Genomic DNA, 20,722 nt, shown 5'->3' on the forward strand with positions numbered 1-20,722 from the left:
TATGGTTTTTTCTGGTAGGTGAACGCGATGTCGAATATGCTGGCCCCAAGCGGGATTGTGGATTACGTCGAGCACAGTGCGCTCGATAAAGTGGCGCTGCCGCAAGCGCGTCTGTGGGTAATGGCGATTATCGGCGGGATGTTTATCTCGCTGGGGGGCCTTTTGGCGCTGGTGGTGGCGGGGGGCTCGCCCGGGCTGGCGGCCAGCAACCCCGGCTTGCAAAAATTTGTGTTCGGGGCGGTGTTTCCGATGGGCTTCATCGCCGTCGTGCTCACCGGCGTAGATCTATTTACTTCCAATTGCGCCACCCAGATGGTGCCCCTGCAGCGCGCGCGCATTGATCTGGCCACCGTGGCTCGCGTGTGGAGTGTGTCGTATCTGGGTAATTTTGTCGGCGCCTTGCTCACCGCTTGGGCCTTTGCCTATATGACCGGTATTTTCAAGCCGGGCGAGCCGGCCACCAATTTCTTGCTCAATGTCGCGCATCACAAGCTGGAAAACCCTTTTATCACCACATTTTTTAAAGGCATGCTGGCCAATATTCTGGTCTGCGTGGCGGCCTGGCAGGCTTATTCGGCCAAAGATACGCTGGGGCGTATGATGGCCATCTGGCTGCCGGTGATGGCTTTTGTCGCACTGGGTATGGAGCACAGCATTGCCAATATGTTCTTTATCCCGGCGGCGATGCTGATGGGGCTGGATGCGAGCTTTGGCGATTTTCTGCTGCACAATCTCTTGCCCGCCACACTGGGTAATATTGTGGGTGGCGCGCTGGTGATCGGGCTGCCTTATGCGTGGATTTACCAGCCTGGTGGCGATCAGCATTAATTGCTAGGGGTATGGCGCTGTAGACGTTGATGGGTAAGTCTGCTGGCGCCATACGTGTATGGGTATTCTTGATGTGGACACTTGGGGGGTGAGTTGCCCGGTGCGAGCAGGCCCGGATAGCCACACGCACAGTCATCGCAGTCATTAATGCAAAAAGAGCTCGAATAGAAATAACAAAGGCCGCGTTTGCGGCCTTTGTGCTTTTAGTGCGCCGAAGCGCTCGCTGGTGCTGCCGCTTTAGTCGGCTTCCCGCACTTCAAAATCATGGGTAATCGGCACCACTTGGCCCAGCATGATCGAGGCCGAGCAGTATTTTTCGGCCGAGAGCTTGATCGCTCGCTCTACTTGTTCGGGTTTGAGCCCTTTGCCGGTCACGATAAAGTGCAGATGAATCTTGGTAAATACTTTGGGATCGGTGCTGGCGCGATCGGCATCCACTTCCACTACGCAGTCGCGCACGTCGGCCCGGCCTTTTTTCAGAATGTGGATCACATCGTAGGTCGAGCAGCCGGTCATCCCCATCAGCAGCATTTCCATCGGGCGTGGGCCCAGATTGCGGCCGCCGCCTTCGGGCGGGCCATCCATCAGAACCGCATGGCCGGATTCCGATTGTGCAAGAAAGCTGACTTCTTCAACCCATTTCACGCGTACTTTCACGGTGCATTCCTTTCATGTCGAATTGGCGGCAGAGGGAGATTATTCTACCGGCAAATGCCCGCTTTGGCTTGTGGGCTGCGGCTTGCCAACTTTTGGTGCAGCCGTCTATCGCGTTGCACCAAATTTGCTTGCCTTACGTGGAAATGTCAGACATAATCGACCGTGACATCAGGCCTGCTTGGTGTCGTCTCCTCCATCCTCCATTTTTGGTGGACTTCGCGCAATCTGGGGTAACCGGGTTGCGTTTTTTTTTGTATGACCTCCGTATTAATTATGCGCCGGCCTGCAAAATAGTTTTGACAGCGGGTGGCGACGTTCGCTACAATCGCCGACTTTCATTGAAATCAAAAACGTGGACTAGCAGTCATGAAAACCTTTTCTGCCAAGCCGCACGAGGTTAAGCGCGAGTGGTTCGTTGTGGACGCCACAGACTTAGTGCTGGGCCGTCTCGCCGCCGAGATCGCCAAACGCCTGCGTGGCAAACATAAAGCTGAATACACTCCGCACGTCGATACAGGCGATTACATCGTTGTGGTTAACGCAGACAAGATCCGCGTTACTGGCGATAAACTTACCTCTAAGAAATACTACCGCCACACTGGTCACCCAGGCGGTATCTATGAGCGTACCTTCACCGAAATGCAAAACAAATTCCCAGGCCGTGCGCTGGAGTTTGCTGTTAAAGGTATGCTGCCGAAAGGCCCGCTGGGCTATGCAATGATCAAGAAGATGAAGGTTTATGCTGGCAGCGAGCATCCGCACGCAGCCCAAGAGCCTAAGACCCTTGCTCTGTAAGCTACTGCGAACTTAAAGGAATTGCATCATGGTAGGTAAATACAATTACGGTACCGGCCGTCGCAAGAGCTCAGTAGCTCGCGTATTTCTGGTTAAAGGTACTGGCAATATCGTAGTAAACGGTAAAGGTCTGGATCAATACTTCGCCCGTGAAACTGGCCGTATGATCGTTCGTCAGCCACTGGAACTCACTAACAACCTCGAATCGTTCGACATCATGGTCAACGTAGTCGGCGGTGGTGAATCTGGTCAAGCTGGTGCCGTTCGTCACGGTATCACTCGTGCTCTGATCGACTTTGACGCTGCTCTGAAGCCAACGCTGAAATCAGCTGGCCTCGTGACTCGTGACGCTCGTGAAGTTGAGCGTAAAAAAGTGGGTCTGCGCGGTGCACGTCGTCGCAAACAGTTCTCAAAACGTTAATTCGTTTTTCGAGCTGCCAAGAAAGCCATCCTCAGGGGTGGCTTTTTTTACGTCCAAACTAGGCTGGCTGATGGGCACAATCTGCGCCGCTATGGCCAAAACACTGTGCTGGAATGGCGGTTTTGCTTTAATATCGCGCTGATATTCTCAGGGGGAAGTGAACATGATCAAAGTAGGGATTGTTGGCGGCACTGGCTATACCGGCGTTGAATTACTGCGTCTGCTGTCTCGCCATCCACAGGTCGAATTAGTGGCCGTAACCTCGCGCAAAGAAGCCGGCATGAAAGTGGCCGAGATGTATCCAAGCCTGCGCGGGCGCGTGGATATTGCTTTCTCTACTCCTGAAGATGCGCAGCTAACCCAGTGTGACGTGGTGTTTTTCGCTACCCCGCATGGCGTGGCGATGGCGCAGGCGCGTGAACTCCTCGACGCTGGCGTGAAAGTCATCGACTTGGCGGCCGATTTCCGCCTGAAAGATCCGGTTGAGTTTGCCAAATGGTATGCGATGGAGCATAGCTGCACCGATTTGCTCGCCGAAGCCGTGTATGGTTTGCCCGAAGTCAATCGCGAAGCGATCAAAGCGGCGCGGCTGATCGGGATGGCCGGTTGCTACCCAACGTCAGTGCAGCTCGGTTTGTTGCCATTGCTTGAAAATGGCGCCCAATTGATCGAAACCAGCGGTATCATCGCCGATTGTAAATCGGGTGTGTCCGGTGCCGGCCGCAAGGCCGAAGTCGGTACACTCTTTGCCGAAGCCGGCGATAATTTCAAAGCCTATGGTGTGAAAGGCCATCGCCATTCACCGGAAATCATGCAAGGTTTGTCGGCCATTCACGGCGCGCCGGTTGAGCTGACTTTTGTGCCGCACCTCACGCCAATGATTCGCGGCATTCACTCTACGATCTATGCGCGCTTGACCGAAGCTGGCAAAGCCGCCGATATCCAGACATTATTTGAAGCGCGTTTTGCTGGCGAGCCCTTTGTCGATGTGATGCCGGCTGGTTCTTGCCCCGAAACCCGTTCGGTACGCGGCAGCAATACCGCCCGCATCGCCGTGCATCGCCCCGGCAATGGCGATTTATTGGTGATTTTGGTGGTGGAAGACAATCTGGTTAAAGGTGCTTCCGGCCAGGCGGTACAGGTGATGAATCTGATGTTTGGCCAGCCGGAAGCGGCCGGCCTGGATATCGTGCCATTGCTGCCTTAATCCAGCCGCATGCCATTAAAGCGTTTATATCGCTTGCAACGGGCGCGGCTAACCGCTGCGCCACTGTCTTTGCGCCCGCAAGCCAGTTGGCGTATGCGCTGTCTGCGTGGGGTATTGCTCGCTAGCCTTGGTTCTGCCTTATGTGTGGGTGGATACCTCTATGGGCAACAGCAATTGCAGCAGCAAATGGCCGCGCAAAGCAGTAGCCAGCAGGCGCGTGGTCAGCAAGCGCAACAGCAGATTGCCTCGTTGCTGAACGAAAAAGCCTTGCAAGCCCAACAGCTCACCATTGTGCTGGCCGAGCGCGACGCCTTGCTGGCCGCGCAAAAGCAGCAACAACAAGAACTCTCTGCCACGCGAGAAACGCTGTCGTTTTTCGAATCGTTATTGCAAAGCAATGATCGCTCGCGGTTGGCTAGTTTTGTGGCCTGCGAATTGCAGCCTTTGGAAGCGGGCAAATACCGCTACCGGCTGTTGCTGGTGCAGGGCATGAATCGCACCGATGAATTGCTCGGGCGTTTGCAGGTGAATCTGCAATACCAGCACGAAGGCAAGAAAGGCCGCATCAGCCAAGGGCAAAGCAGCCCGATCAAGGTGCAAGCCAAGCATTACGCCAAACTGGAGGGCGAGCTAGAGCCGCCAGAAGGCGCCAGCAATCTACTGCTGGACGTCCAATTTTTTGGCGAACAGGGCAATCAGGTGCAAGCCAGTTGCCAGAAGAAAATCTGAGGAGAAGCCGTGTTTAGCAAGAAAAAAGGCAGTACCAAGATTGATAGCCTGATTGGCCAGGGCACCAGCCTGACTGGCGATGTGCAATTTGCCGGCGGCTTGCGGGTGGACGGCGTAATTGTGGGCAATGTCAGCATGGCCGATGCCAAGCAAGGCACGCTGGTGGTGAGTGAAAAAGCACGCATTGAAGGCAAAGTGCAATGCAGCCATCTGATTCTGAATGGCGAGATTCGCGGCCCGATTGAAGTGAGCCAGTATGTTGAGCTGCAATCGAAATCGCGCATTGTCGGTGATCTGGCGTATAAAACGCTGGAAATGCATCCCGGCGCAGTCATCGAGGGCCATCTGGTGCATGTGCATAACGGCAAGCGCGAAGAAGTGTCGCCAGAGGATGTGCCACGGGTTGAGCCCAGCAAATCCTGACCAGCGGCCCCGGCAGCATTGACCGCAGCGCACGAGCAGCGGATAATAAACCCTATTGTTTTAGTCAACTATTTTCGGAGCTGTAATGACCACCGAAACCGATATGCCCATGCCGTTTGTCTTCACCGACAATGCCGCTGCCAAAGTCAGCGAACTGATCGCCGAAGAAGGCAACCCAGATCTGAAACTGCGCGTGTTTGTGACCGGCGGTGGCTGCTCGGGTTTCCAATACGGCTTTACCTTTGATGAAATCGTGAATGACGACGACACGCCGGTAACTAAAAACGGCGTGACGCTGCTGGTTGATCCGATGAGCTACCAGTATCTGGTCGGCGCTGAGATTGATTACGTGGAAAGCCTGGAAGGCTCGCAGTTCACCATCAAGAACCCGAACGCCCAATCAACTTGCGGCTGTGGTTCGTCTTTCTCGGTTTAAGCCGCACGGCTTACCCGGAGACAAAGCGGCCAAGCGGCCGCTTTTTTCTTGGCCGCCCACGATTGATGATGCCAACGCTTAGCCAATTTAGCCTCGCCGATCTGGCCCAGCCGCTATCGGCGCCGCAGCAAGCCGCCGTGCTGGCTCAGCTTGATTCTCAGCAAGCCGAACGGCTGCAGAGCATCTGCGAGCCCGCTCGTTTGCAGCAGGCACTGCAGGCGCGGCAGCAGGCACAGCATTTACTGGCAGCGGCCGGGGTCTCAACACAACTGGCGCAGACAGCGGCCGGCCGCCCTTACGCGCCAGCATGGCCGGCGCTGGAGGGCTTGTCGTGGACCCATTGCCCGCACGCAGCGGCTGCTGCCTTGGGGCAGGGGCGAGTGGGGATCGATCTGGAATATCCGCGCCACAGTACACGGATGCTGGCGCTAGCGCAGCGCTATTTCAGTCCGCGCGAAGCGGCGCAACTCGCCGCCACGCCCGGCGCGGAGCAGTCCGCCCATTTTTACCTGCGCTGGGTGGCCAAAGAGGCGCTGCTTAAAGCTTTGGGCACCGGCATCGTTGGCGGCTTGGCGCGTTTTGAATTGCTGCAGGCGGCGCAAGGCTGGCAATTATTGACCACCGAGCCTGGCGAGTGGCAGGTAGAAATCTGGCAGGTGGCGGAGCGTGGCTGGCTGGCGCTCGCGAGTGATCAGGCGCAAAGCTGGCAGGCACTACGCACCAACATCAGCCTGACGCGAATATGCTCAATTCATAAAGCTTTGGATGGCGATCACCGCTAAGCATTCCTATAGTGGTGTTATCACGACCACAAGGCTAGCCGCATTATGCTGGAATCCCCTCACAACGGCACCGCAGTGCATAACCCTGATCTGAACTGGAGCCAAGTGCAGGAAACGATCCTGATGCTCGGTATTGTGGTGGCGCAGGTGCGGCATGCGATGCAGGATAGTGGTGCTTCGCTCAATACCTTGTCCGAGTCCTTTCAGACCACCGCCACCCACATTGAAAGCTTGCGCGACGCTTTGCTCGAAGTCGGGCAGCAGCTACCGGCGGAATTAGCAATCGAGAGCAAAGTTGAAGAAATCCAGCAACAAAATGTGCGCTCGGTGATGGCATTTCAGTTTTTTGATCGGCTCTCGCAGCGCATGGATCATGTCTGCGGCACCATCAGTGCGCTGGCGGAGCTGGTCTCCGACCGGCAAGCCATGTTTTTGCCGCATGAGTGGCATCGCTTGCAGCAGCGCATTCGCTCGCAATACACGATGGAACAAGAAAAACAGCTGTTCGATGCCATTTTGCAGGGCATGCCGATTGCCGAAGCGATTACGCTGGCCGGGAATGTGCAGCTGGCGGAAAGTAAACCACTGGCGGGCGATATCGAGCTCTTTTAGTGAATTCATCTGCGCACGATCCATTCAACCCGGCCCTAGCCGGGTTTTTGTTTAGATGGGGTATCATGCTGGCCATCACAATCTGATTATTGTTGCGATGCATACCCTCGAACAACTGCGCAGCGGCGCGCTGCATGGTCTGCGCCGGCTGGATCTCGCCGCCGATCTTACCGAGTTTCCCCGCGAGATTTTTACGCTGGCGGATAGCCTCGAAATCTTGAATCTCAGCGGCAATCAGCTCAGTAGCCTGCCCGCCGATTTACCGCGCTTGCGGCAACTTAAAGTGATTTTTTGCTCGAATAATCGCTTTACTGAGCTACCGGCTGTATTAGGGCAATGCCCTGCACTGGAGATGGTGGGCTTTAAAAGTAACCAGATTCGCGCGGTGCCGGCTACGGCTTTGCCTGCGCGTTTGCGCTGGCTGATCCTCACCGATAATCAGATTGGCGAGCTGCCCGCCGCGCTGGGGCAGTGCACGCGGCTGCAAAAGTTGATGCTGGCAGGCAATCGCCTGCAGCACCTACCGGCCAGCCTCGCCCAGTGTCAGCAGCTTGAATTACTGCGTATTGCCGCCAATGATTTTCACGCCTTGCCCGCCTGCCTGTGGGATTTGCCCGCACTGGCCTGGCTGGCGTTTGCGGGTAACCCCTTCAGTGCCGAGCTTGAAGCTGCGGCCTTGCAGCGCTCTGTGCCGGAATTGGCGTGGCCCGCGCTGCAGCTTGGCGAGCGGCTGGGCGAGGGTACTTCGGGGCAGATTTTTGCGGCCAGCTGGCAGGGGCAAGCCGCGGCGGTGAAATGCTTTAAAGCTGGGCTGGGTAGCGATGGCTGGACCGAATCTGAGCTGGCGGCCAATCTGGCCGCGCCGCCTCACCCGCACTTGATTCGCCTACTGGCGCGGGTGCAGGATGCGCCCGCAGGGCAAGCGGCGTTACTGTTTGAACGGATTGGGGCTGGATTTAGCGTAATGGCTGGCCCGCCGAGTTTAGATAGCTGTACCCGCGATGTATATCCTGCAGATCTGCGCTTCACACGAGCGCAAGCAGAGGCCATATATGGGGGTATTGCCAGCGCGGTCAATACCATGAACGCTGCTGGGCTAATACATGGCGATGTATATGCGCATAATCTGCTCTGGTATGGCGAGCACAGCTATCTGGGAGATTTGGGCGCGGCCAGTTTGTTTGATCCGGCCGATCAACCATTAGGGCGTCGGCTGCAGGTGATTGAGGCGCGGGCCTTGGCGCATTTGCGCGCCGAATTGTTTAGCCGGGTGTCTGCTGACTGATATTGCGTAGCACGCGGCGCAGCTCGGTAATATCCACCGGCTTGGCGAGAAAATCATCCATCCCGGCGGCGAGGTATTGCTCGCGCGAGTCGCTCAGCACATCGGCGGTGAGCGCCACAATCGGCAAGCTGAGCCACTCGCCGCCCAGGGCACGAATTTGCCGCGTGGCCTCGGCGCCGCCCATGATCGGCATTTGCCCATCCATCAGCACCAGGTCGTAGCGCAGCTGCTGCACCATCTCTAGGGCTTCCTGGCCATTGGTGGCGTAGGCTACTTGCTGGCCCATTTTTTCCAAAATGCTGCCAATCACCTTCAAATTAACCGGGTTGTCGTCCACGGCCAGCACATGCAGCGGGCGAATGCCGCTATTGTCCTGCAAAATCGGCCGTAGTTGCGGCGGTGGGCAGTCTTGGCGAGGTAGCTGAATATGGAAGGTGGAGCCGCGCTGCGGCTCGCTCTGCACGCTGATATTGCCCCCCATCAGTAGCACCAAATTGCGCGAGATTTCCAGCCCCAGCCCGGTGCCACCATATTTGCGGGTGGTGGTGGCATCGGCCTGGCTAAAGCGCTGGAATAACTGGCTTAGCGTTTGCTCTGACATGCCAATGCCGCTGTCGCTAATACTGATATGCAGTCGTTGCGGGTCGCTCCAGACATGCAGGTGCACGCTGCCTTGCTCGGTAAATTTCACCGCATTGCCGAGCAGATTAAACAGCACTTGTCGCAGCCGGATTTCATCACCGAGCTGCCAGGCCGGCAAATCATCGGCCAGATCCAAGCTTAAACTCAGCTGTTTGGCCTGGGCCTGCACAGTAAACAGCTGATGCACTTCGCGGATTAGCTGCGGCAGCGAGTAAGTTTGCTGGCTGAGCGAGAGCTTGCCCGATTCCAGCTTGGCCACATCTAAAATATCATTGAGCAAGGCCAGCAAATGCCGCGCCGAATGGCCGGCGGTGTCGATAATCTCGCGCTGGTCTGGATTGAGCGGCGTGTCGCCCAAGAGCTCCAGCATGCCCAATACGCCATTCATCGGCGTGCGGATTTCATGGCTCATATTGGCCACAAACTGGCTCTTGGCGCGGCTGGTTTGCTGAGCCAGCTGGCTGGCTTCTTCCAGCGTGCGATTCAGAATTTCCAATTCCAGCCGGCGGCGGGTGGCGCTGGCGTGCTGGCGGTAAATCAGCAGCATCACCACCACCAGCAAAACAAACTGAAATACGGCAATGGCGGTGGAGACTTTGAGCTGTTTTTGCACCGTGATCGAGCGCATTTCCGCTTCCAGTGCCGCATTATGATTGGCTTGCTGCACAAAGCGAGCCACGCCTTCATCCAGCTGGATCAGCTCGCGGCGTAGCTGGGTGAGCCACAGTGGGTCGTATTTAAAATGCAGCTCGGCATTCAGGCGCTGATCGGCAAAGGTAATCAGCCGTTGCAGGCCTTGCATGGTGGGCTGATTGTCGGGGGATTGGCTCAGTGGCAGGCTGGATTTGCCATTTAGCAAAATCTCGACCCGGCTGACAAAAATATCGTAGCGGGTTTGCAGCTCTTCCAGCTCTTCGGGGCGGCCCTGGTTGAGCAAGGTGCGGTCAATTTGCCCGATCAGCCGGTGGTATTCGAGGCTGAGCTGGGTGTAGGGCCAGACCGGGTTGTCAAAGCCCATCGGCGCAAACTGGCGCAGCGTGCCCATTTGGCGCTGCTGCAGCACCAAGAGCGCCACAAAGCTGCAAAACAAAAAAATGGCAGCGCCGATCAATAGGCGCATTTCCATTTTTTGCCAGCGGCCGTAGTTGAGTTGCATCGATTATTTCACAGCGATTTTGTTGATTTGCCAGGCCGAGCGAGAGTAATACAGCTCGCTTTGCAGCTTTTTATTGCTGTCATAGGGGTAAACCAGAAACAAGGGGCCTTTATCGCGCGCCTGTAGCGGTTTGCCATTGTGCATGCGGGCCAGAATCGGCTGCCATTCGGCGGCATCAGCCAGCGGCACGGTGGTGATGTAGTCGTTCAGCGCTTTGATTTCCAGCGTTTGTCCCTGCGCGCCTACTAGCTGCAGTACATCTTGCAGGCGCGGGCCACGAAATACGCTCACGCCCGGATACCATGGCGTACTGGTGCGGATTTCGACCCAAGGCAGTTTATCCAAGAGCTGCGCATCCAGAACGGCAAGCTTACCTTGGTTTTTATGGCTGATTTTCCCGCTGAAGGTCACAAGCACTTTGCCACTGGGCGCATCCAAGGCCCAGCTGGGCAGGGCAAGCCCCAAGGTCAGGGCACACAGTAACAGGCAACGGCGCAACATGTTGAACTCCTTGATTGTGAGGCTGTGCACTCAGGTTAGACTATTCACACCATTCTGGCTTACATACTCGCGGCTTTGCCGCGTATTGGTGCGGGCCTTGGTGCATAAAAGAAAACCGGCCCCGCAGGGCCGGTTGGTGGGGTATATGCTAGCAGAATTTATCTAGCTTGCCTTATAGGGCTATACCCGAGGTGGTATTAGTCTTGCAGCGCCAGCATCAGGCCATTCAGACGTTTTACGAACGCAGCTGGGTCGGGCAGCTGGCCACCTTCGGCCAGTAGCGCCTGATCAAACAGCAATTGCGTCCAGTCGCCAAATTGGCCGCTGCTGCTTTGGGCTTTCAGCTTGTTCACCAGCGGGTGGCTTGGGTTCACTTCCAGAATCGGTTTGCTGCCTTGAACATCTTGGCCGGCCGATTTCAACAGGCGCTCCAAATTCGCGCTCATATCGGTGTTTTCTACCACCAAGCACGCCGGGCTGTCGGTCAGGCGGTGGGTTACGCGAATGTCTTTCACCGATTCGCCGAGCACGCCTTTCATTTGCTCCAGCACGTCTTTGAGCTCAGTTGCGGCCGCTTCTTGCTGTTTTTTCTCTTCTTCGTCGGTGAATTTCTCGAGGTCTAGCTCACCTTTAGCCACCGATTGCAGTTTTTTGCCTTCAAATTCGGTCAGGCCACTAAACGCCCATTCGTCCACGCGATCGCTCAGCAACAAGACTTCGATGCCTTTTTTGCGGAAGACTTCGAGGTGCGGGCTGTTTTTCGCGGCGGCAAATGAATCGGCAGTGATGAAATAGATCAGCTCCTGGCCGTCTTTCATCCGCGCGATGTAGTCTTTCAGCGAGACGGTTTGTTCGGCCGAATCGGTATGCGTTGAGGCAAAACGGCACAGGCCGGCAATGCGCTCTTTGTTGGCGAAGTCTTCGCCCACGCCTTCTTTCAGTACGCGGCCAAATTCACTCCAGAATTTCGCGTATTTCTCTTGCTCTGCCGCGTCTTCCGAATTAGCCAGGCCTTCGAGCATACCCAGTACTTTTTTCACACAACCGGATTTGATTTGCTCGATGTCTTTGCTGTGCTGCAAGATTTCGCGCGATACGTTCAGTGGCAGGTCAGATGAGTCGATCACGCCGCGGATAAAGCGCAGGTATTGCGGCAGCAATTTTTCGCTGTCTTCCATGATGAACACGCGGCGCACATACAGCTTCACGCCGTGGCGACGTTCGCGATCATATAAATCAAACGGCGCGCGTTGCGGCACATACAAAAGCTCGGTGTATTCCTGCCGACCTTCGACTTTCGCGTGGCTCCAGGCCAGTGGCGCTTCAAAGTCGTGGGCAACGTGTTTGTAGAATTCGGTGTATTGCTCGTCGGTAATCTCAGACTTGCTGCGCGTCCACAAAGCATTAGCCTGGTTAACGGTTTCGTCACCTTCCGCGGGTTTGATCGAGCCGTCTTCGTTGTAGCCGGCTTGAGCGGCCATCACGATCGGCAAGGTAATGTGATCTGAGTATTTACGGATAATGCTGCGCAGGCGCCAATCGCTGAGAAATTCCTCTTCGCCGTCTTTCAGGTGCAGCACAATCTCGGTACCGCGGCTCTCTTTCGCTACGTCTTCGAGCGTGAATTCGCCATCACCAGCTGATTCCCAGCGCGTGGCGGCGGTTTCGCCGGCGCGGCGGGTGGTTAGGCTGACTTTGTCGGCCACGATAAAGGCCGAATAAAAGCCCACGCCAAATTGGCCGATCAGGTGGGCGTCTTTTTGTGCGTCGCCCGAAAGCTGGCTGAAAAATTCCTTGGTGCCCGAGCGCGCGATGGTACCGATGTTTTTGATGACCTCTTCGCGGCTCATCCCGATACCGTTGTCGCTGATGGTGACGGTTTTGGCGTCTTTATCAAAGCTCACGCGGATTTTCAGCTCAGGGTCGCTGCCGTACAGGCTGTCGTTATTGATGGCTTCAAAGCGCAGCTTGTCGCAAGCGTCAGAGGCGTTGGATACCAGCTCGCGCAGGAAAATCTCTTTGTTGGAATACAAAGAGTGAATCATCAATTGCAGCAGTTGTTTAACTTCGGCCTGAAAGCCTAGGGTTTCTTTACTCATGGTTCTTCTATCCCTGTGGGGTTGCAGACAAGTAATAGAGCCGCGTTGGCGGCGATCTTTGTCTAAATGGGGCTAAGTTAATCGGCTTCAAGACCCTGCATACACTACGGGTATGGCGTTGCCTTGATGACACGAGACTGACGCGTACATCGGCGGCGCAGCAGGGCAGTGGTATAGTGGGCGCAGCATGATGGATGCGGCGAAACGGGGTGGCAGACGATGTTGCGACGGGTGGTGTTCAATCAGAAGGGCGGGGTGGGCAAATCCACCATTACGGTCAATCTGGCGGCGGTGGCTGCGGCAGCCGGCAAGCGGGTATTGGTCGTTGATCTTGATCCGCAGGGCAATTCCACCCATTACCTGATGGGGGTATCGGGCGAACAGCTAGAGCCCAATCTCGCCGGCTTTTTCGAGCAAGTGCTGAATTTTTCGCTCTATGCCAAAGGCCCGGCCGAGTTTATCCACGCCACGGGGCTCGACAATCTATTTTTAATGCCCTCACATCCGGCGATTGCCGAGCAGCAAAGCAAGCTCGAATCCCGCTACAAAATCTACAAATTGCGCGAAACGCTGGCCGAGCTCACCGGGCAGTTTGATGAGGTGTATATCGATACGCCGCCAGCGCTTAATTTCTTCACCCTCTCGGCGCTGATCGCCGCCACCGGCTGCCTGATTCCGTTTGATTGCGATACCTTCTCGCGTGATGCCTTGCTGGGGTTGTTGGCGCGGGTGGAGGAAATTCGCCAGGATCACAATGCCGATCTGCAAATCGAAGGGATTGTGGTCAATCAATTTCAGCCGCGTGCCAGCCTGCCGCAGCGGCTGGTGCAAGAGCTGGAAGCCCAGCATTTGCCGGTATTGCAAACCCGGCTGTCCAGCTCGGTGAAGGTGCGCGAATCGCACGAACGCAGCCTGCCGTTGGTGGCGCTGGATCCGCGCCACAAATTGGCGCAAGAATTTGTCGCCCTGTACGCTGAATTAGCCAGTGCTGATCAAGCAGCGTATATTGCCGAGTAAGCCATGTATGACGAGGACGTTGCAATGAATCCCACCGCCAAACCCGGGCGTGTTCTGATCGTCGATGACGAACCATTCAATCTGGAAATTCTCTCCGAGCATCTGCACGATGCCGGCTACGAGACTGCCACCGCGATGGATGGAGAAGAAGCGTGGGAAGTGCTGCAAAGCGATCGCATCGGCTTTGATACCATCTTGCTCGACCGCATGATGCCGCGCATGGATGGCATGCAGGTGCTGGCCAAACTCAAGCAACACCCCGAATTCCAGCATGTGCCCGTGATTATGCAAACCGCGGTGGGCGCCGCAGAAAACGTGCAAGAAGGCCTCGCCGCGGGCGCGTATTACTATCTGATCAAACCTTTTCAGCGCGAAATGCTGCTGGCGATCGTGGCCGCCGCGGTGGGCTTTCACACCGAGCGCAGCCAGCTCGAGCGCGAAATCGCCGAGCACGCTGATTCGTACAAATTGCTGGTGAATGGCCAGTTTCACTTTCGCTCACTCGATGAAGCCCGCCAGCTGACCTTGCTGCTCTCCCGCGCCTGCCCCGATCCGCAACGGGTGGCGCTGGGCTTATCCGAGCTCTTGGTGAATGCCGTCGAGCACGGCAATTTGGCGATCAGCTACGGCGAAAAAACCCGCCTCTTGCAAACCGGCCGCTGGCAAGATGAAGTCGAAGCCCGCCTGCAAGACCCGACGTACAAAGATCGCGTGGTGGTGGTGCAATTTGCCAGCGCGGCCGAAGAAGTGCAGATCCGCATCAAAGACGAAGGCCGCGGTTTTGATTGGCAGCCCTTCCTCGAATTTTCACCTGAACGCGCCTTCGACCCGCATGGCCGCGGGATTTCAATGGCGCGGATGCTCTCGTTCGACAGCGTGGAATATCAGGGCTGTGGGAATGAAGTGCTGGTGCGAATTAAGAAAAACTGATGATTCAACAAAAAACCGCCGTGAGGCGGTTTTTTGTTGGAGCAGCTAACGATCCAAATCAGATTAAACATTAAGATTCATCTTCGTTCCACCATCGGAGTTGAGTCACTTTTGGGCTGTTTAGCAAGATGCTTTCTATGGCTGTTGCTAGTTTCTCAACAGCAGGCTCAATATCAATTTTAGAAAATAAATTAGCGAAGAAAGGTGTAGATGCTTCTATAAAGCAAAGAAAGCCATTATCGAACTCTTCATAGTTGCCACAACCAATCCAAAGGGTGAATTTAGGATTGTCTAGTGAGACCATCCAGCCCCAGTCCTCAGCAATGACATTTTTAATTGTAAATCCATCGGCGGTTAATTCTTTGGCTAAGAAGTCGGCCAATCTTTTGCCGTACCTATTCGGGTTAACAGTTTCAAATTCATCATCATAAGGTGGGAAATGTGGCGATACAAATTCAAGATGGGTCCGCATTTGGTTCTTTTGAAATGACGATAAGATTTAAGATAAATATCTGTTTTTGGCCGACAGCAGTCCGTCGCCATTTCGCCTAGTCTAATCTTCTTTCCTCGTCGTAGCAGCTTGCGCGTACCGCGTGGTGTTTCGGTGCGACGGCTGTGTCCTGGGTAAATTTCAGCGCAGTGTGTCTTTCGCTGTTCGCGTTGCGCCAATTCACATGCTGGCATATATACACGCCTAGGTATCGCTGTGAAATCTATGAAAATCAAAGCTTCTGCGGCTATACCCATTGCTACAAGTTGGCGAAGAGGGCTTTTCATCACCATCTCACGGGCTTTGACTTGAATCTTGCGCTCAGCAAAAACCCCGCTGGCGCGGGGTTTTGTTTGGTTCAGGGTGAAGCCCAGTATGTTTACAACTTGATGCGCTCGGCTAGATAAGCTTTCACTTGCTCGGCATCGGCGGCGATGGCGTCAAAGCGCTGTGGTAGCTCTTCGAGACCGGCCAAACCAGCTGGCCGGGCTGGCGGTTGATTCAGGGCTTCGAGCATGGTGGTTTCAAACTTGGCCGGCAGGGCGGTTTCCATAATTACCATCGGAACGGCCGGGTTGCGGTGCGCTTTAGCGGCTTTGTAGCCATCGGCGGTGTGCGGATCGATCTGTACGCCAAATTGGGCGAATACTTCGCGGATATGCGCCACGCGGTCGGCGTGGGTGCTGGCTTCGGATTTAAAGCCATACACATCGCGCATGCGGGCAAAGTCTTCGGCTGGCAGATCAAAGCCACCACCGCTTTCTACTGCTTGCCACATGGCGGCCAGCTTGCTGGCATCGCGCCCCAGCAGATCAAACACAAAGCGCTCCAGATTCGAGGCTTTGGTGATGTCCATGGATGGGCTGGTGGTTTCGTAGGTGCGATCGAGCCCGCGAGGGTGGTAGCCGCCGGTTTTGAAGAATTCGTCCAGCACGTCGTTTTCGTTGGTGGCCACGATCAGCTGACCAATCGGCAAGCCCATCTGGCGGGCGATATGGCCGGCGCAGATATTGCCGAAATTGCCCGATGGCACACAGAAATCGACGCTATCGCCCACGGCACGGCCGGTGGCGGCGATAGTGGCGAAATAGCCTTTGAAGTAATACACCACCTGCGCCACGATGCGGCCCCAGTTGATCGAATTGACCGCGCCGATTTTGTATTTGGCTTTGTAGGCCGCGTCTTTGTTCACGTCTTTGACGATGTCTTGGCAGGCATCGAAAAAGCCGTGGACGGACAGGTTGTAGATGTTGTCATCTTGCAGGCTAAACATCTGCGCGCGCTGGAAGGGACTCATTTTGCCAAACGGCGACAGCATAAAGACATTCACGCCTTTTTTGCCGCGCATGGCGTATTCAGCCGCCGAGCCGGTATCGCCTGAAGTCGCGCCCAGAATATTCACTTGCTCGCCCTTGGCGGCCAGCACGTATTCAAACAGATTGCCCAAGAGCTGCATGGCCATGTCTTTGAAAGCCAGCGTCGGGCCGTTCGACAGCTCTTGCACGTACAGCGTGTCATCGAGCTTAATCACCGGCGTGATCTGATCGGCATCGCTGGCATTGCGGCCATTGCAGTACACGGCCGCGGTGTAGGTTTTGTCGATCAGCGCTTTCAAGTCGGCCGCCGGAATGTCATCCACAAAGCGGCTGATCACGGCAAAAGCCAAGTCGCGGTAGTTCAATGTGGCCAGCTGCGCGAGCTCGGCGGTGGCAAACTGCGGGTAGCTTTCCGGAATCGACAAACCACCATCGGCCATCAGGCCACCAAGCAGGATATCGCTAAATTGCTGGGCGGCAACGCCACCGCGGGTAGAGATGTATTTCATGGGTATAGGCCCGTGATGTTTATTTTGATTGATCTGTGTGTAGATACCTTGGCTGGGTATCATTGAGTGGTGGTCTTTTTCTCACCGCTTTGCAGTTGCTCTTTTAGAATCGCGGAAGCGCAAGCAAAAGCGAGCTGCATGGTCTTACCGCCAATCTGTTTTTTGCTGGTTTCCGCACTTAACTGCGTATTTGCATCCGCACTGAGTAAAACCGCTTTAAGTTGTGGGTCGCGGATGAGGTTGCCCCCAACGCAATTGCAGAGCGATTTTTGATCCAGCGTGAGATCAAATTGAGCTAAGTTTTTGCCCAGTGAGGCAAGGCCACTGGCATCGCGCATGCATGAACTGACCAGTGCATAGCGGAAAATATCCAGTTTCAGCTCATCGGTATTGGCTTTTTCATCCGCAAAAGCAAAACCAGTCAGTGTGCAGCTCAGCAGTAATGTGATCAGTCGATGGCGTAAAAGCACACGCATAAAGCACCTTGTGTAGGAAAAGAGCGGCATTAAAGCGCCGCTCATAGCCAAATTAACCGTTTAAGTGTTCCAGACGCAATTTCACAATCTTGCCATTGCACGACGCCAGTGCTTCGATCTTGGCGATGGCGGCGTTGACGTTTTTCTCGACCGCGGTATGGGTCACGATCACGATCTCGGCGCTGTCACCGGCGGGTTTTTGCAGCATGGCATCCACAGAAATCTGGCCTTCGGCGAGGATGGTGGTGACATCGGCCAGTACACCCGGCAGGTCTTTCACGCTCAGGCGCAGGTAGTAGCAGGTTTCGACTTCGTCGATCGGCAGAATCGGCAGATTGGCCATCGCGCTAGGCTGGAAGGCCAGATGCGGTACGCGGTGCTCTGGGTCGGCGGTGTGCAGGCGGGTGATATCAACCAGGTCGGCAATCACCGAAGACGCGGTCGGCTCGGCGCCGGCGCCCGGGCCGTAATACATGGTGGCGCCCACAGCATCGCCTTTCACCAGTACGGCATTCATCACGCCATCCACATTGGCAATCAGGCGGCCAGCCGGAATCAGGGTGGGGGATACGCGCAGCTCGATGCCGTTTTCGCGGCGGCGGGTCATGCCCAGCAGCTTGATGCGATAGCCGAGTTCGGCGGCGTATTTGATGTCGGCGGCTTCCAGTTTGCTGATGCCTTCCAGGTAGGCTTTATCGAACTGCACCGGAATACCAAATGCAATCGCGCTCATGATGGTGAGCTTGTGCGCGGCATCGTGGCCTTCGATGTCAAACGTTGGGTCCGCCTCGGCGTAGCCTAGGCGTTGGGCTTCAGCCAGTACGTCGGCAAAGGCGGAGCCTTTATCACGCATTTCGGTCAGGATGAAGTTGGAAGTGCCGTTGATAATGCCGGCTACCCATTCGATCTGGTTGGCAGTCAGGCCTTCGCGCAGCGCCTTGATCACCGGAATCCCGCCCGCAACGGCGGCTTCAAACGCGACCATCACGCCTTTGGCTTGTGCTTTGGCGAAGATTTCGTTGCCGTATTCGGCAATCAGTTTTTTATTGGCGGTAACAACGTGTTTGCCGTTTTCGATTGCGGCCAGCACCACGTCTTTGGCAATGGTGGTGCCACCGATCAATTCCACCACGATGTCGATCTCGGGGTGGTTTACCACGTCCATCGCGTTGTCGGTGATGATGACGTCATCGCCACACAATTCTTTGGCACGCGCCAGATCACGGTTGGCGGCCATTTTGACCACGATAGGGCGGCCAGCACGGCGGGCGATTTCATTGGCGTTGCGTTGCAATACGGTGGCAGTGCCGCCACCAACAGTGCCGACACCACACAGGCCTACGTTAATTGCTTTCATGTTCATTTCCTTGCAAGCCGAGGTCGAGCCTCGCAGTTTTTACGAATAGGGTGCTTATTTGCTGGCAAATTCGCCCGTGCCATGCCGTTTGCGCCAATTTTGCAAGAAGCGGGCCACACGGCTCAGCGCTTCGGTCAGATCGTCGACATTCGGCAGGAAGACCACGCGGAAGTGATCGGGCTGATGCCAGTTAAAGCCAGTACCTTGTACCAGCAGTACTTTTTCTTCGGTGAGTAATTCCAGCATCAGCTGCTGATCGTCGCTCACCGGGTAAATGGCCGGATCCAGTTTCGGGAACATATACAAAGCCGCTTTCGGTTTGACGACACTCACGCCGGGAATGGCGTTGAGCATCTCGTAGGCGAGGTCGCGCTGCTTCGCCAGCCGGCCGCCTTCTTTAACCAGATCATCAATGCTCTGATAGCCGCCCAGGGCGGTTTGAATGGCGTATTGGGCCGGCACATTGGCGCACAAACGCATCGTGGCCAGCATATTCAGGCCTTCGATATAGTCTTTAGCCGGCTTTTTATTGCCCGACACAATCATCCAGCCAGCGCGGTAGCCGCACGCACGGTAGTTTTTAGACAGGCCATTGAAGGTGACAAACAGCACGTCATCGGCCAGCGAGGCGATGGAGGTGTGTTTCACGCCGTCGTACAGCACTTTGTCGTAGATTTCGTCGGCGTAAATAATCAGGCCATGCTCGCGCGCCAGCTCGATAATCTGCAGCAGCAATTCATCCGGATACAGCGCGCCGGTGGGGTTGTTCGGGTTGATCACCACAATCGCGCGGGTTTTGTCGGTGATTTTGGCGCGCATATCGTCAATCGATGGATACCACTGATTGCTCTCTTCACACACATAGTGGCGTGGCTTGCCGCCCGCCAGGCTGACTGCGGCCGTCCACAGCGGATAATCGGGGGCCGGCACCAGGACTTCATCGCCATTATTCAGTAGGGCCTGCATGCTCATCACGATCAGCTCGGATGCGCCATTGCCGATGTAAACATCGTCGACGGTGACATCTTTGATGTTTTTCTGCTGGGTGTAATGCATCACCGCTTTGCGGGCCTGAAACAGACCTTTGCTATCCACGTAGCCGGCGGCATTGGATAGATTGCGGATCACGTCTTGCACCACTTCTTCGGGCGCATCAAAACCAAAGTTGGCCAGATTGCCAATATTGAGCTTGATAATGCGGTGGCCGTCCTCTTCCATCTGCCGCGCTCGCTCCGGGATCGGGCCGCGGATTTCGTAACAGACATTCAGCAATTTATTGGATTTGAGGATGGCTTCCATCGGGGTGGCGTCCGTGCGCTGGTTTTTCAGGGAAACCCCGTATTGTAGCGAAAGATTCGGTTGGCGGAACAAACAATTAAGTATCAATTCGCACAGCACACAGCCAGCAGGGCTTGCTTTAAAATGCCAGCCAGTTTGTTAGCGAGGTTTGCCATGAAATTGCACCAGTCCAAAGTCGAGCATTTAAACCAGATTACCGCCTACGATGCCGAATCGGTGCAGGTCAATGAAGTGCGACATGCCGGTAGCCTACTGATCTTGCCTGATGATCTGCAGCCATGGCGCCCAGCCAGCTTTGCCGAGCTAACAGCTGATGACTTTACCCAGTTGCTCGATTATCAACCCGAGCTGGTGCTGCTGGGGACTGGGGCGGCGATCCAGTTTCCGCATCCGCAGCTTTATGCGGCCTTGTCTGCCAAGCGCATCGGCGTGGATGTGATGGGCACGGGCGCACTCTGCCGCACCTTTAATGTGCTGGTGGCGGAAGATCGCCGCGTGCTGGCGCTGGTGTTGCATCGCTAAGCCAGCGCATGGGCAACTGATCAACGGTGAAATCGGCCACAGCGGGGCAAGTGGTATTACACCTGACAGATTTAAACGGCTGTTTTAAAGGCATTTGCCGGGCTGTTGTCTTATATCTACAGCCGTTTATTGCTTTATCTGAAAGAAAAAGACTCTGGTAAGATAAGAAACCAGTGCCGCGTTAGACGGCGCAGACAGACATGAGATGAAGGCAGTGGTGTTGCCGGGCTAAC

Annotated in this window: 22 protein-coding genes; 13 read left to right on the forward strand and 9 right to left on the reverse strand. The window is 55.6% G+C overall.

The window, feature by feature from the left end:
• Positions 1-27: 27 nt before the first annotated feature.
• Positions 28-828 carry a formate/nitrite transporter family protein gene (locus tag L991_RS05850; RefSeq protein WP_052190652.1) on the forward strand — a complete coding sequence of 267 codons (801 nt, stop codon included), beginning with the start codon at positions 28-30 and terminating at the stop codon, positions 826-828.
• Positions 829-1,065: 237 nt separating this feature from the next.
• Here the strand turns inward: L991_RS05850 and L991_RS05855 are convergent, their stop codons facing one another.
• Positions 1,066-1,485, reverse strand: a complete 420-nt coding sequence (locus tag L991_RS05855) for an OsmC family protein (protein ID WP_028449186.1) — start codon at positions 1,483-1,485, stop codon at positions 1,066-1,068.
• Positions 1,486-1,851: 366 nt separating this feature from the next.
• Between L991_RS05855 and rplM the strand changes: the two genes are divergently transcribed.
• The 9 genes from rplM (at position 1,852) to L991_RS05900 (ending at position 8,175) form a co-directional block, all read left to right on the forward strand.
• The gene (rplM, locus tag L991_RS05860) at positions 1,852-2,280 is read left to right on the forward strand and encodes a 50S ribosomal protein L13 (RefSeq protein ID WP_028449187.1); all 429 of its coding nucleotides are present in this window, start codon (positions 1,852-1,854) and stop codon (positions 2,278-2,280) included.
• 28 nt (positions 2,281-2,308) lie between these two features.
• Entirely contained in the window at positions 2,309-2,701 is a 393-nt protein-coding gene (gene rpsI, locus L991_RS05865) for a 30S ribosomal protein S9 (protein ID WP_028449188.1), read from the forward strand.
• Between the two features lie 163 nt (positions 2,702-2,864).
• Complete coding sequence (gene argC, locus L991_RS05870) at positions 2,865-3,908, forward strand: N-acetyl-gamma-glutamyl-phosphate reductase (RefSeq protein ID WP_028449189.1); 1,044 nt, start codon at positions 2,865-2,867, stop codon at positions 3,906-3,908.
• 9 nt (positions 3,909-3,917) lie between these two features.
• Positions 3,918-4,637, forward strand: coding sequence for a DUF6776 family protein (locus L991_RS05875; protein WP_047393259.1), 720 nt, complete (start codon positions 3,918-3,920; stop codon positions 4,635-4,637).
• Between the two features lie 9 nt (positions 4,638-4,646).
• The gene (locus L991_RS05880) at positions 4,647-5,060 is read left to right on the forward strand and encodes a polymer-forming cytoskeletal protein (RefSeq protein WP_034618997.1); all 414 of its coding nucleotides are present in this window, start codon (positions 4,647-4,649) and stop codon (positions 5,058-5,060) included.
• Between the two features lie 85 nt (positions 5,061-5,145).
• Entirely contained in the window at positions 5,146-5,496 is a 351-nt protein-coding gene (gene erpA, locus L991_RS05885; protein WP_028449191.1) for an iron-sulfur cluster insertion protein ErpA, read from the forward strand.
• Between the two features lie 68 nt (positions 5,497-5,564).
• On the forward strand, positions 5,565-6,278 hold the full coding sequence (locus L991_RS16410; protein WP_197053823.1) for a 4'-phosphopantetheinyl transferase superfamily protein: 714 nt from the start codon (positions 5,565-5,567) through the stop codon (positions 6,276-6,278).
• 45 nt (positions 6,279-6,323) lie between these two features.
• A complete protein-coding gene (locus L991_RS05895; RefSeq protein ID WP_028449192.1) occupies positions 6,324-6,890 on the forward strand; it encodes a hypothetical protein in 567 nt (188 codons plus the stop codon).
• A 55-nt stretch (positions 6,891-6,945) separates the two neighbouring features.
• On the forward strand, positions 6,946-8,175 hold the full coding sequence (locus L991_RS05900; RefSeq protein ID WP_052190654.1) for a leucine-rich repeat-containing protein kinase family protein: 1,230 nt from the start codon (positions 6,946-6,948) through the stop codon (positions 8,173-8,175).
• Here the strand turns inward: L991_RS05900 and L991_RS05905 are convergent.
• The 3 genes from L991_RS05905 to htpG form a co-directional block, all read right to left on the reverse strand.
• On the reverse strand, positions 8,153-9,973 hold the full coding sequence (locus L991_RS05905; RefSeq protein WP_052190655.1) for an ATP-binding protein: 1,821 nt from the start codon (positions 9,971-9,973) through the stop codon (positions 8,153-8,155). The two genes, L991_RS05900 and L991_RS05905, sit on opposite strands and share 23 nt — an antisense overlap.
• A 3-nt stretch (positions 9,974-9,976) precedes the next feature.
• Positions 9,977-10,474 carry a molybdopterin-dependent oxidoreductase gene (locus tag L991_RS05910; RefSeq protein WP_047393262.1) on the reverse strand — a complete coding sequence of 166 codons (498 nt, stop codon included), beginning with the start codon at positions 10,472-10,474 and terminating at the stop codon, positions 9,977-9,979.
• A gap of 197 nt (positions 10,475-10,671) precedes the next feature.
• On the reverse strand, positions 10,672-12,573 hold the full coding sequence (gene htpG / locus L991_RS05915; RefSeq protein ID WP_028449194.1) for a molecular chaperone HtpG: 1,902 nt from the start codon (positions 12,571-12,573) through the stop codon (positions 10,672-10,674).
• A 222-nt stretch (positions 12,574-12,795) separates the two neighbouring features.
• On the opposite strand from htpG, the gene L991_RS05920 reads away from it, so the two are divergent.
• Both L991_RS05920 and L991_RS05925 read left to right on the forward strand, forming a co-directional pair.
• Positions 12,796-13,590 (forward strand): ParA family protein, encoded by a 795-nt coding sequence (locus tag L991_RS05920; protein WP_047393481.1) that lies wholly within the window; start codon positions 12,796-12,798, stop codon positions 13,588-13,590.
• A gap of 24 nt (positions 13,591-13,614) precedes the next feature.
• On the forward strand, positions 13,615-14,520 hold the full coding sequence (locus L991_RS05925; protein ID WP_028449196.1) for a response regulator: 906 nt from the start codon (positions 13,615-13,617) through the stop codon (positions 14,518-14,520).
• A gap of 70 nt (positions 14,521-14,590) precedes the next feature.
• Here L991_RS05925 and L991_RS05930 read toward each other — a convergent pair whose 3' ends face one another.
• The 5 genes from L991_RS05930 to L991_RS05950 form a co-directional block, all read right to left on the reverse strand.
• On the reverse strand, positions 14,591-14,992 hold the full coding sequence (locus tag L991_RS05930; RefSeq protein ID WP_156129003.1) for a hypothetical protein: 402 nt from the start codon (positions 14,990-14,992) through the stop codon (positions 14,591-14,593).
• A 397-nt stretch (positions 14,993-15,389) separates the two neighbouring features.
• On the reverse strand, positions 15,390-16,835 hold the full coding sequence (gene thrC / locus L991_RS05935; RefSeq protein WP_047393272.1) for a threonine synthase: 1,446 nt from the start codon (positions 16,833-16,835) through the stop codon (positions 15,390-15,392).
• A gap of 59 nt (positions 16,836-16,894) precedes the next feature.
• Entirely contained in the window at positions 16,895-17,356 is a 462-nt protein-coding gene (locus L991_RS05940; RefSeq protein WP_197053825.1) for a hypothetical protein, read from the reverse strand.
• Between the two features lie 7 nt (positions 17,357-17,363).
• Positions 17,364-18,668, reverse strand: a complete 1,305-nt coding sequence (locus L991_RS05945; RefSeq protein WP_028449200.1) for a homoserine dehydrogenase — start codon at positions 18,666-18,668, stop codon at positions 17,364-17,366.
• 54 nt (positions 18,669-18,722) lie between these two features.
• Positions 18,723-19,967, reverse strand: a complete 1,245-nt coding sequence (locus L991_RS05950; RefSeq protein ID WP_034619000.1) for a pyridoxal phosphate-dependent aminotransferase — start codon at positions 19,965-19,967, stop codon at positions 18,723-18,725.
• Between the two features lie 153 nt (positions 19,968-20,120).
• On the opposite strand from L991_RS05950, the gene L991_RS05955 reads away from it, so the two are divergent.
• Positions 20,121-20,489: an Mth938-like domain-containing protein gene (locus L991_RS05955; RefSeq protein WP_047393277.1), complete on the forward strand. Its 369-nt coding sequence runs from the start codon at positions 20,121-20,123 to the stop codon at positions 20,487-20,489.
• Positions 20,490-20,722: the final 233 nt, after the last annotated feature.

Source organism: Chitinibacter sp. ZOR0017, assembly GCF_000799095.1.
GTDB classification, from domain to species: Bacteria; Pseudomonadota; Gammaproteobacteria; order Burkholderiales; family Chitinibacteraceae; genus Chitinibacter; species Chitinibacter tainanensis.

What these genes read in the sequence shown, in the direction of transcription:
- L991_RS16410 (WP_197053823.1), top strand. Translation starts at nt 5,565, where the DNA reads ATGCCAACGCTTAGCCAATTTAGCCTCGCCGATCTGGCCCAGCCGCTA.
- thrC (WP_047393272.1), bottom strand. Translation starts at nt 16,835, where the DNA reads ATGAAATACATCTCTACCCGCGGTGGCGTTGCCGCCCAGCAATTTAGC.
- htpG (WP_028449194.1), bottom strand. Translation starts at nt 12,573, where the DNA reads ATGAGTAAAGAAACCCTAGGCTTTCAGGCCGAAGTTAAACAACTGCTG.
- rplM (WP_028449187.1), top strand. Translation starts at nt 1,852, where the DNA reads ATGAAAACCTTTTCTGCCAAGCCGCACGAGGTTAAGCGCGAGTGGTTC.
- L991_RS05940 (WP_197053825.1), bottom strand. Translation starts at nt 17,356, where the DNA reads ATGAGCGGCGCTTTAATGCCGCTCTTTTCCTACACAAGGTGCTTTATG.
- L991_RS05905 (WP_052190655.1), bottom strand. Translation starts at nt 9,973, where the DNA reads ATGCAACTCAACTACGGCCGCTGGCAAAAAATGGAAATGCGCCTATTG.
- erpA (WP_028449191.1), top strand. Translation starts at nt 5,146, where the DNA reads ATGACCACCGAAACCGATATGCCCATGCCGTTTGTCTTCACCGACAAT.
- argC (WP_028449189.1), top strand. Translation starts at nt 2,865, where the DNA reads ATGATCAAAGTAGGGATTGTTGGCGGCACTGGCTATACCGGCGTTGAA.
- L991_RS05895 (WP_028449192.1), top strand. Translation starts at nt 6,324, where the DNA reads ATGCTGGAATCCCCTCACAACGGCACCGCAGTGCATAACCCTGATCTG.
- L991_RS05930 (WP_156129003.1), bottom strand. Translation starts at nt 14,992, where the DNA reads ATGCGGACCCATCTTGAATTTGTATCGCCACATTTCCCACCTTATGAT.
- L991_RS05850 (WP_052190652.1), top strand. Translation starts at nt 28, where the DNA reads ATGTCGAATATGCTGGCCCCAAGCGGGATTGTGGATTACGTCGAGCAC.
- rpsI (WP_028449188.1), top strand. Translation starts at nt 2,309, where the DNA reads ATGGTAGGTAAATACAATTACGGTACCGGCCGTCGCAAGAGCTCAGTA.
- L991_RS05950 (WP_034619000.1), bottom strand. Translation starts at nt 19,967, where the DNA reads ATGGAAGCCATCCTCAAATCCAATAAATTGCTGAATGTCTGTTACGAA.
- L991_RS05945 (WP_028449200.1), bottom strand. Translation starts at nt 18,668, where the DNA reads ATGAAAGCAATTAACGTAGGCCTGTGTGGTGTCGGCACTGTTGGTGGC.
- L991_RS05900 (WP_052190654.1), top strand. Translation starts at nt 6,946, where the DNA reads ATGGGGTATCATGCTGGCCATCACAATCTGATTATTGTTGCGATGCAT.
- L991_RS05955 (WP_047393277.1), top strand. Translation starts at nt 20,121, where the DNA reads ATGAAATTGCACCAGTCCAAAGTCGAGCATTTAAACCAGATTACCGCC.
- L991_RS05910 (WP_047393262.1), bottom strand. Translation starts at nt 10,474, where the DNA reads ATGTTGCGCCGTTGCCTGTTACTGTGTGCCCTGACCTTGGGGCTTGCC.
- L991_RS05875 (WP_047393259.1), top strand. Translation starts at nt 3,918, where the DNA reads ATGCCATTAAAGCGTTTATATCGCTTGCAACGGGCGCGGCTAACCGCT.
- L991_RS05925 (WP_028449196.1), top strand. Translation starts at nt 13,615, where the DNA reads ATGAATCCCACCGCCAAACCCGGGCGTGTTCTGATCGTCGATGACGAA.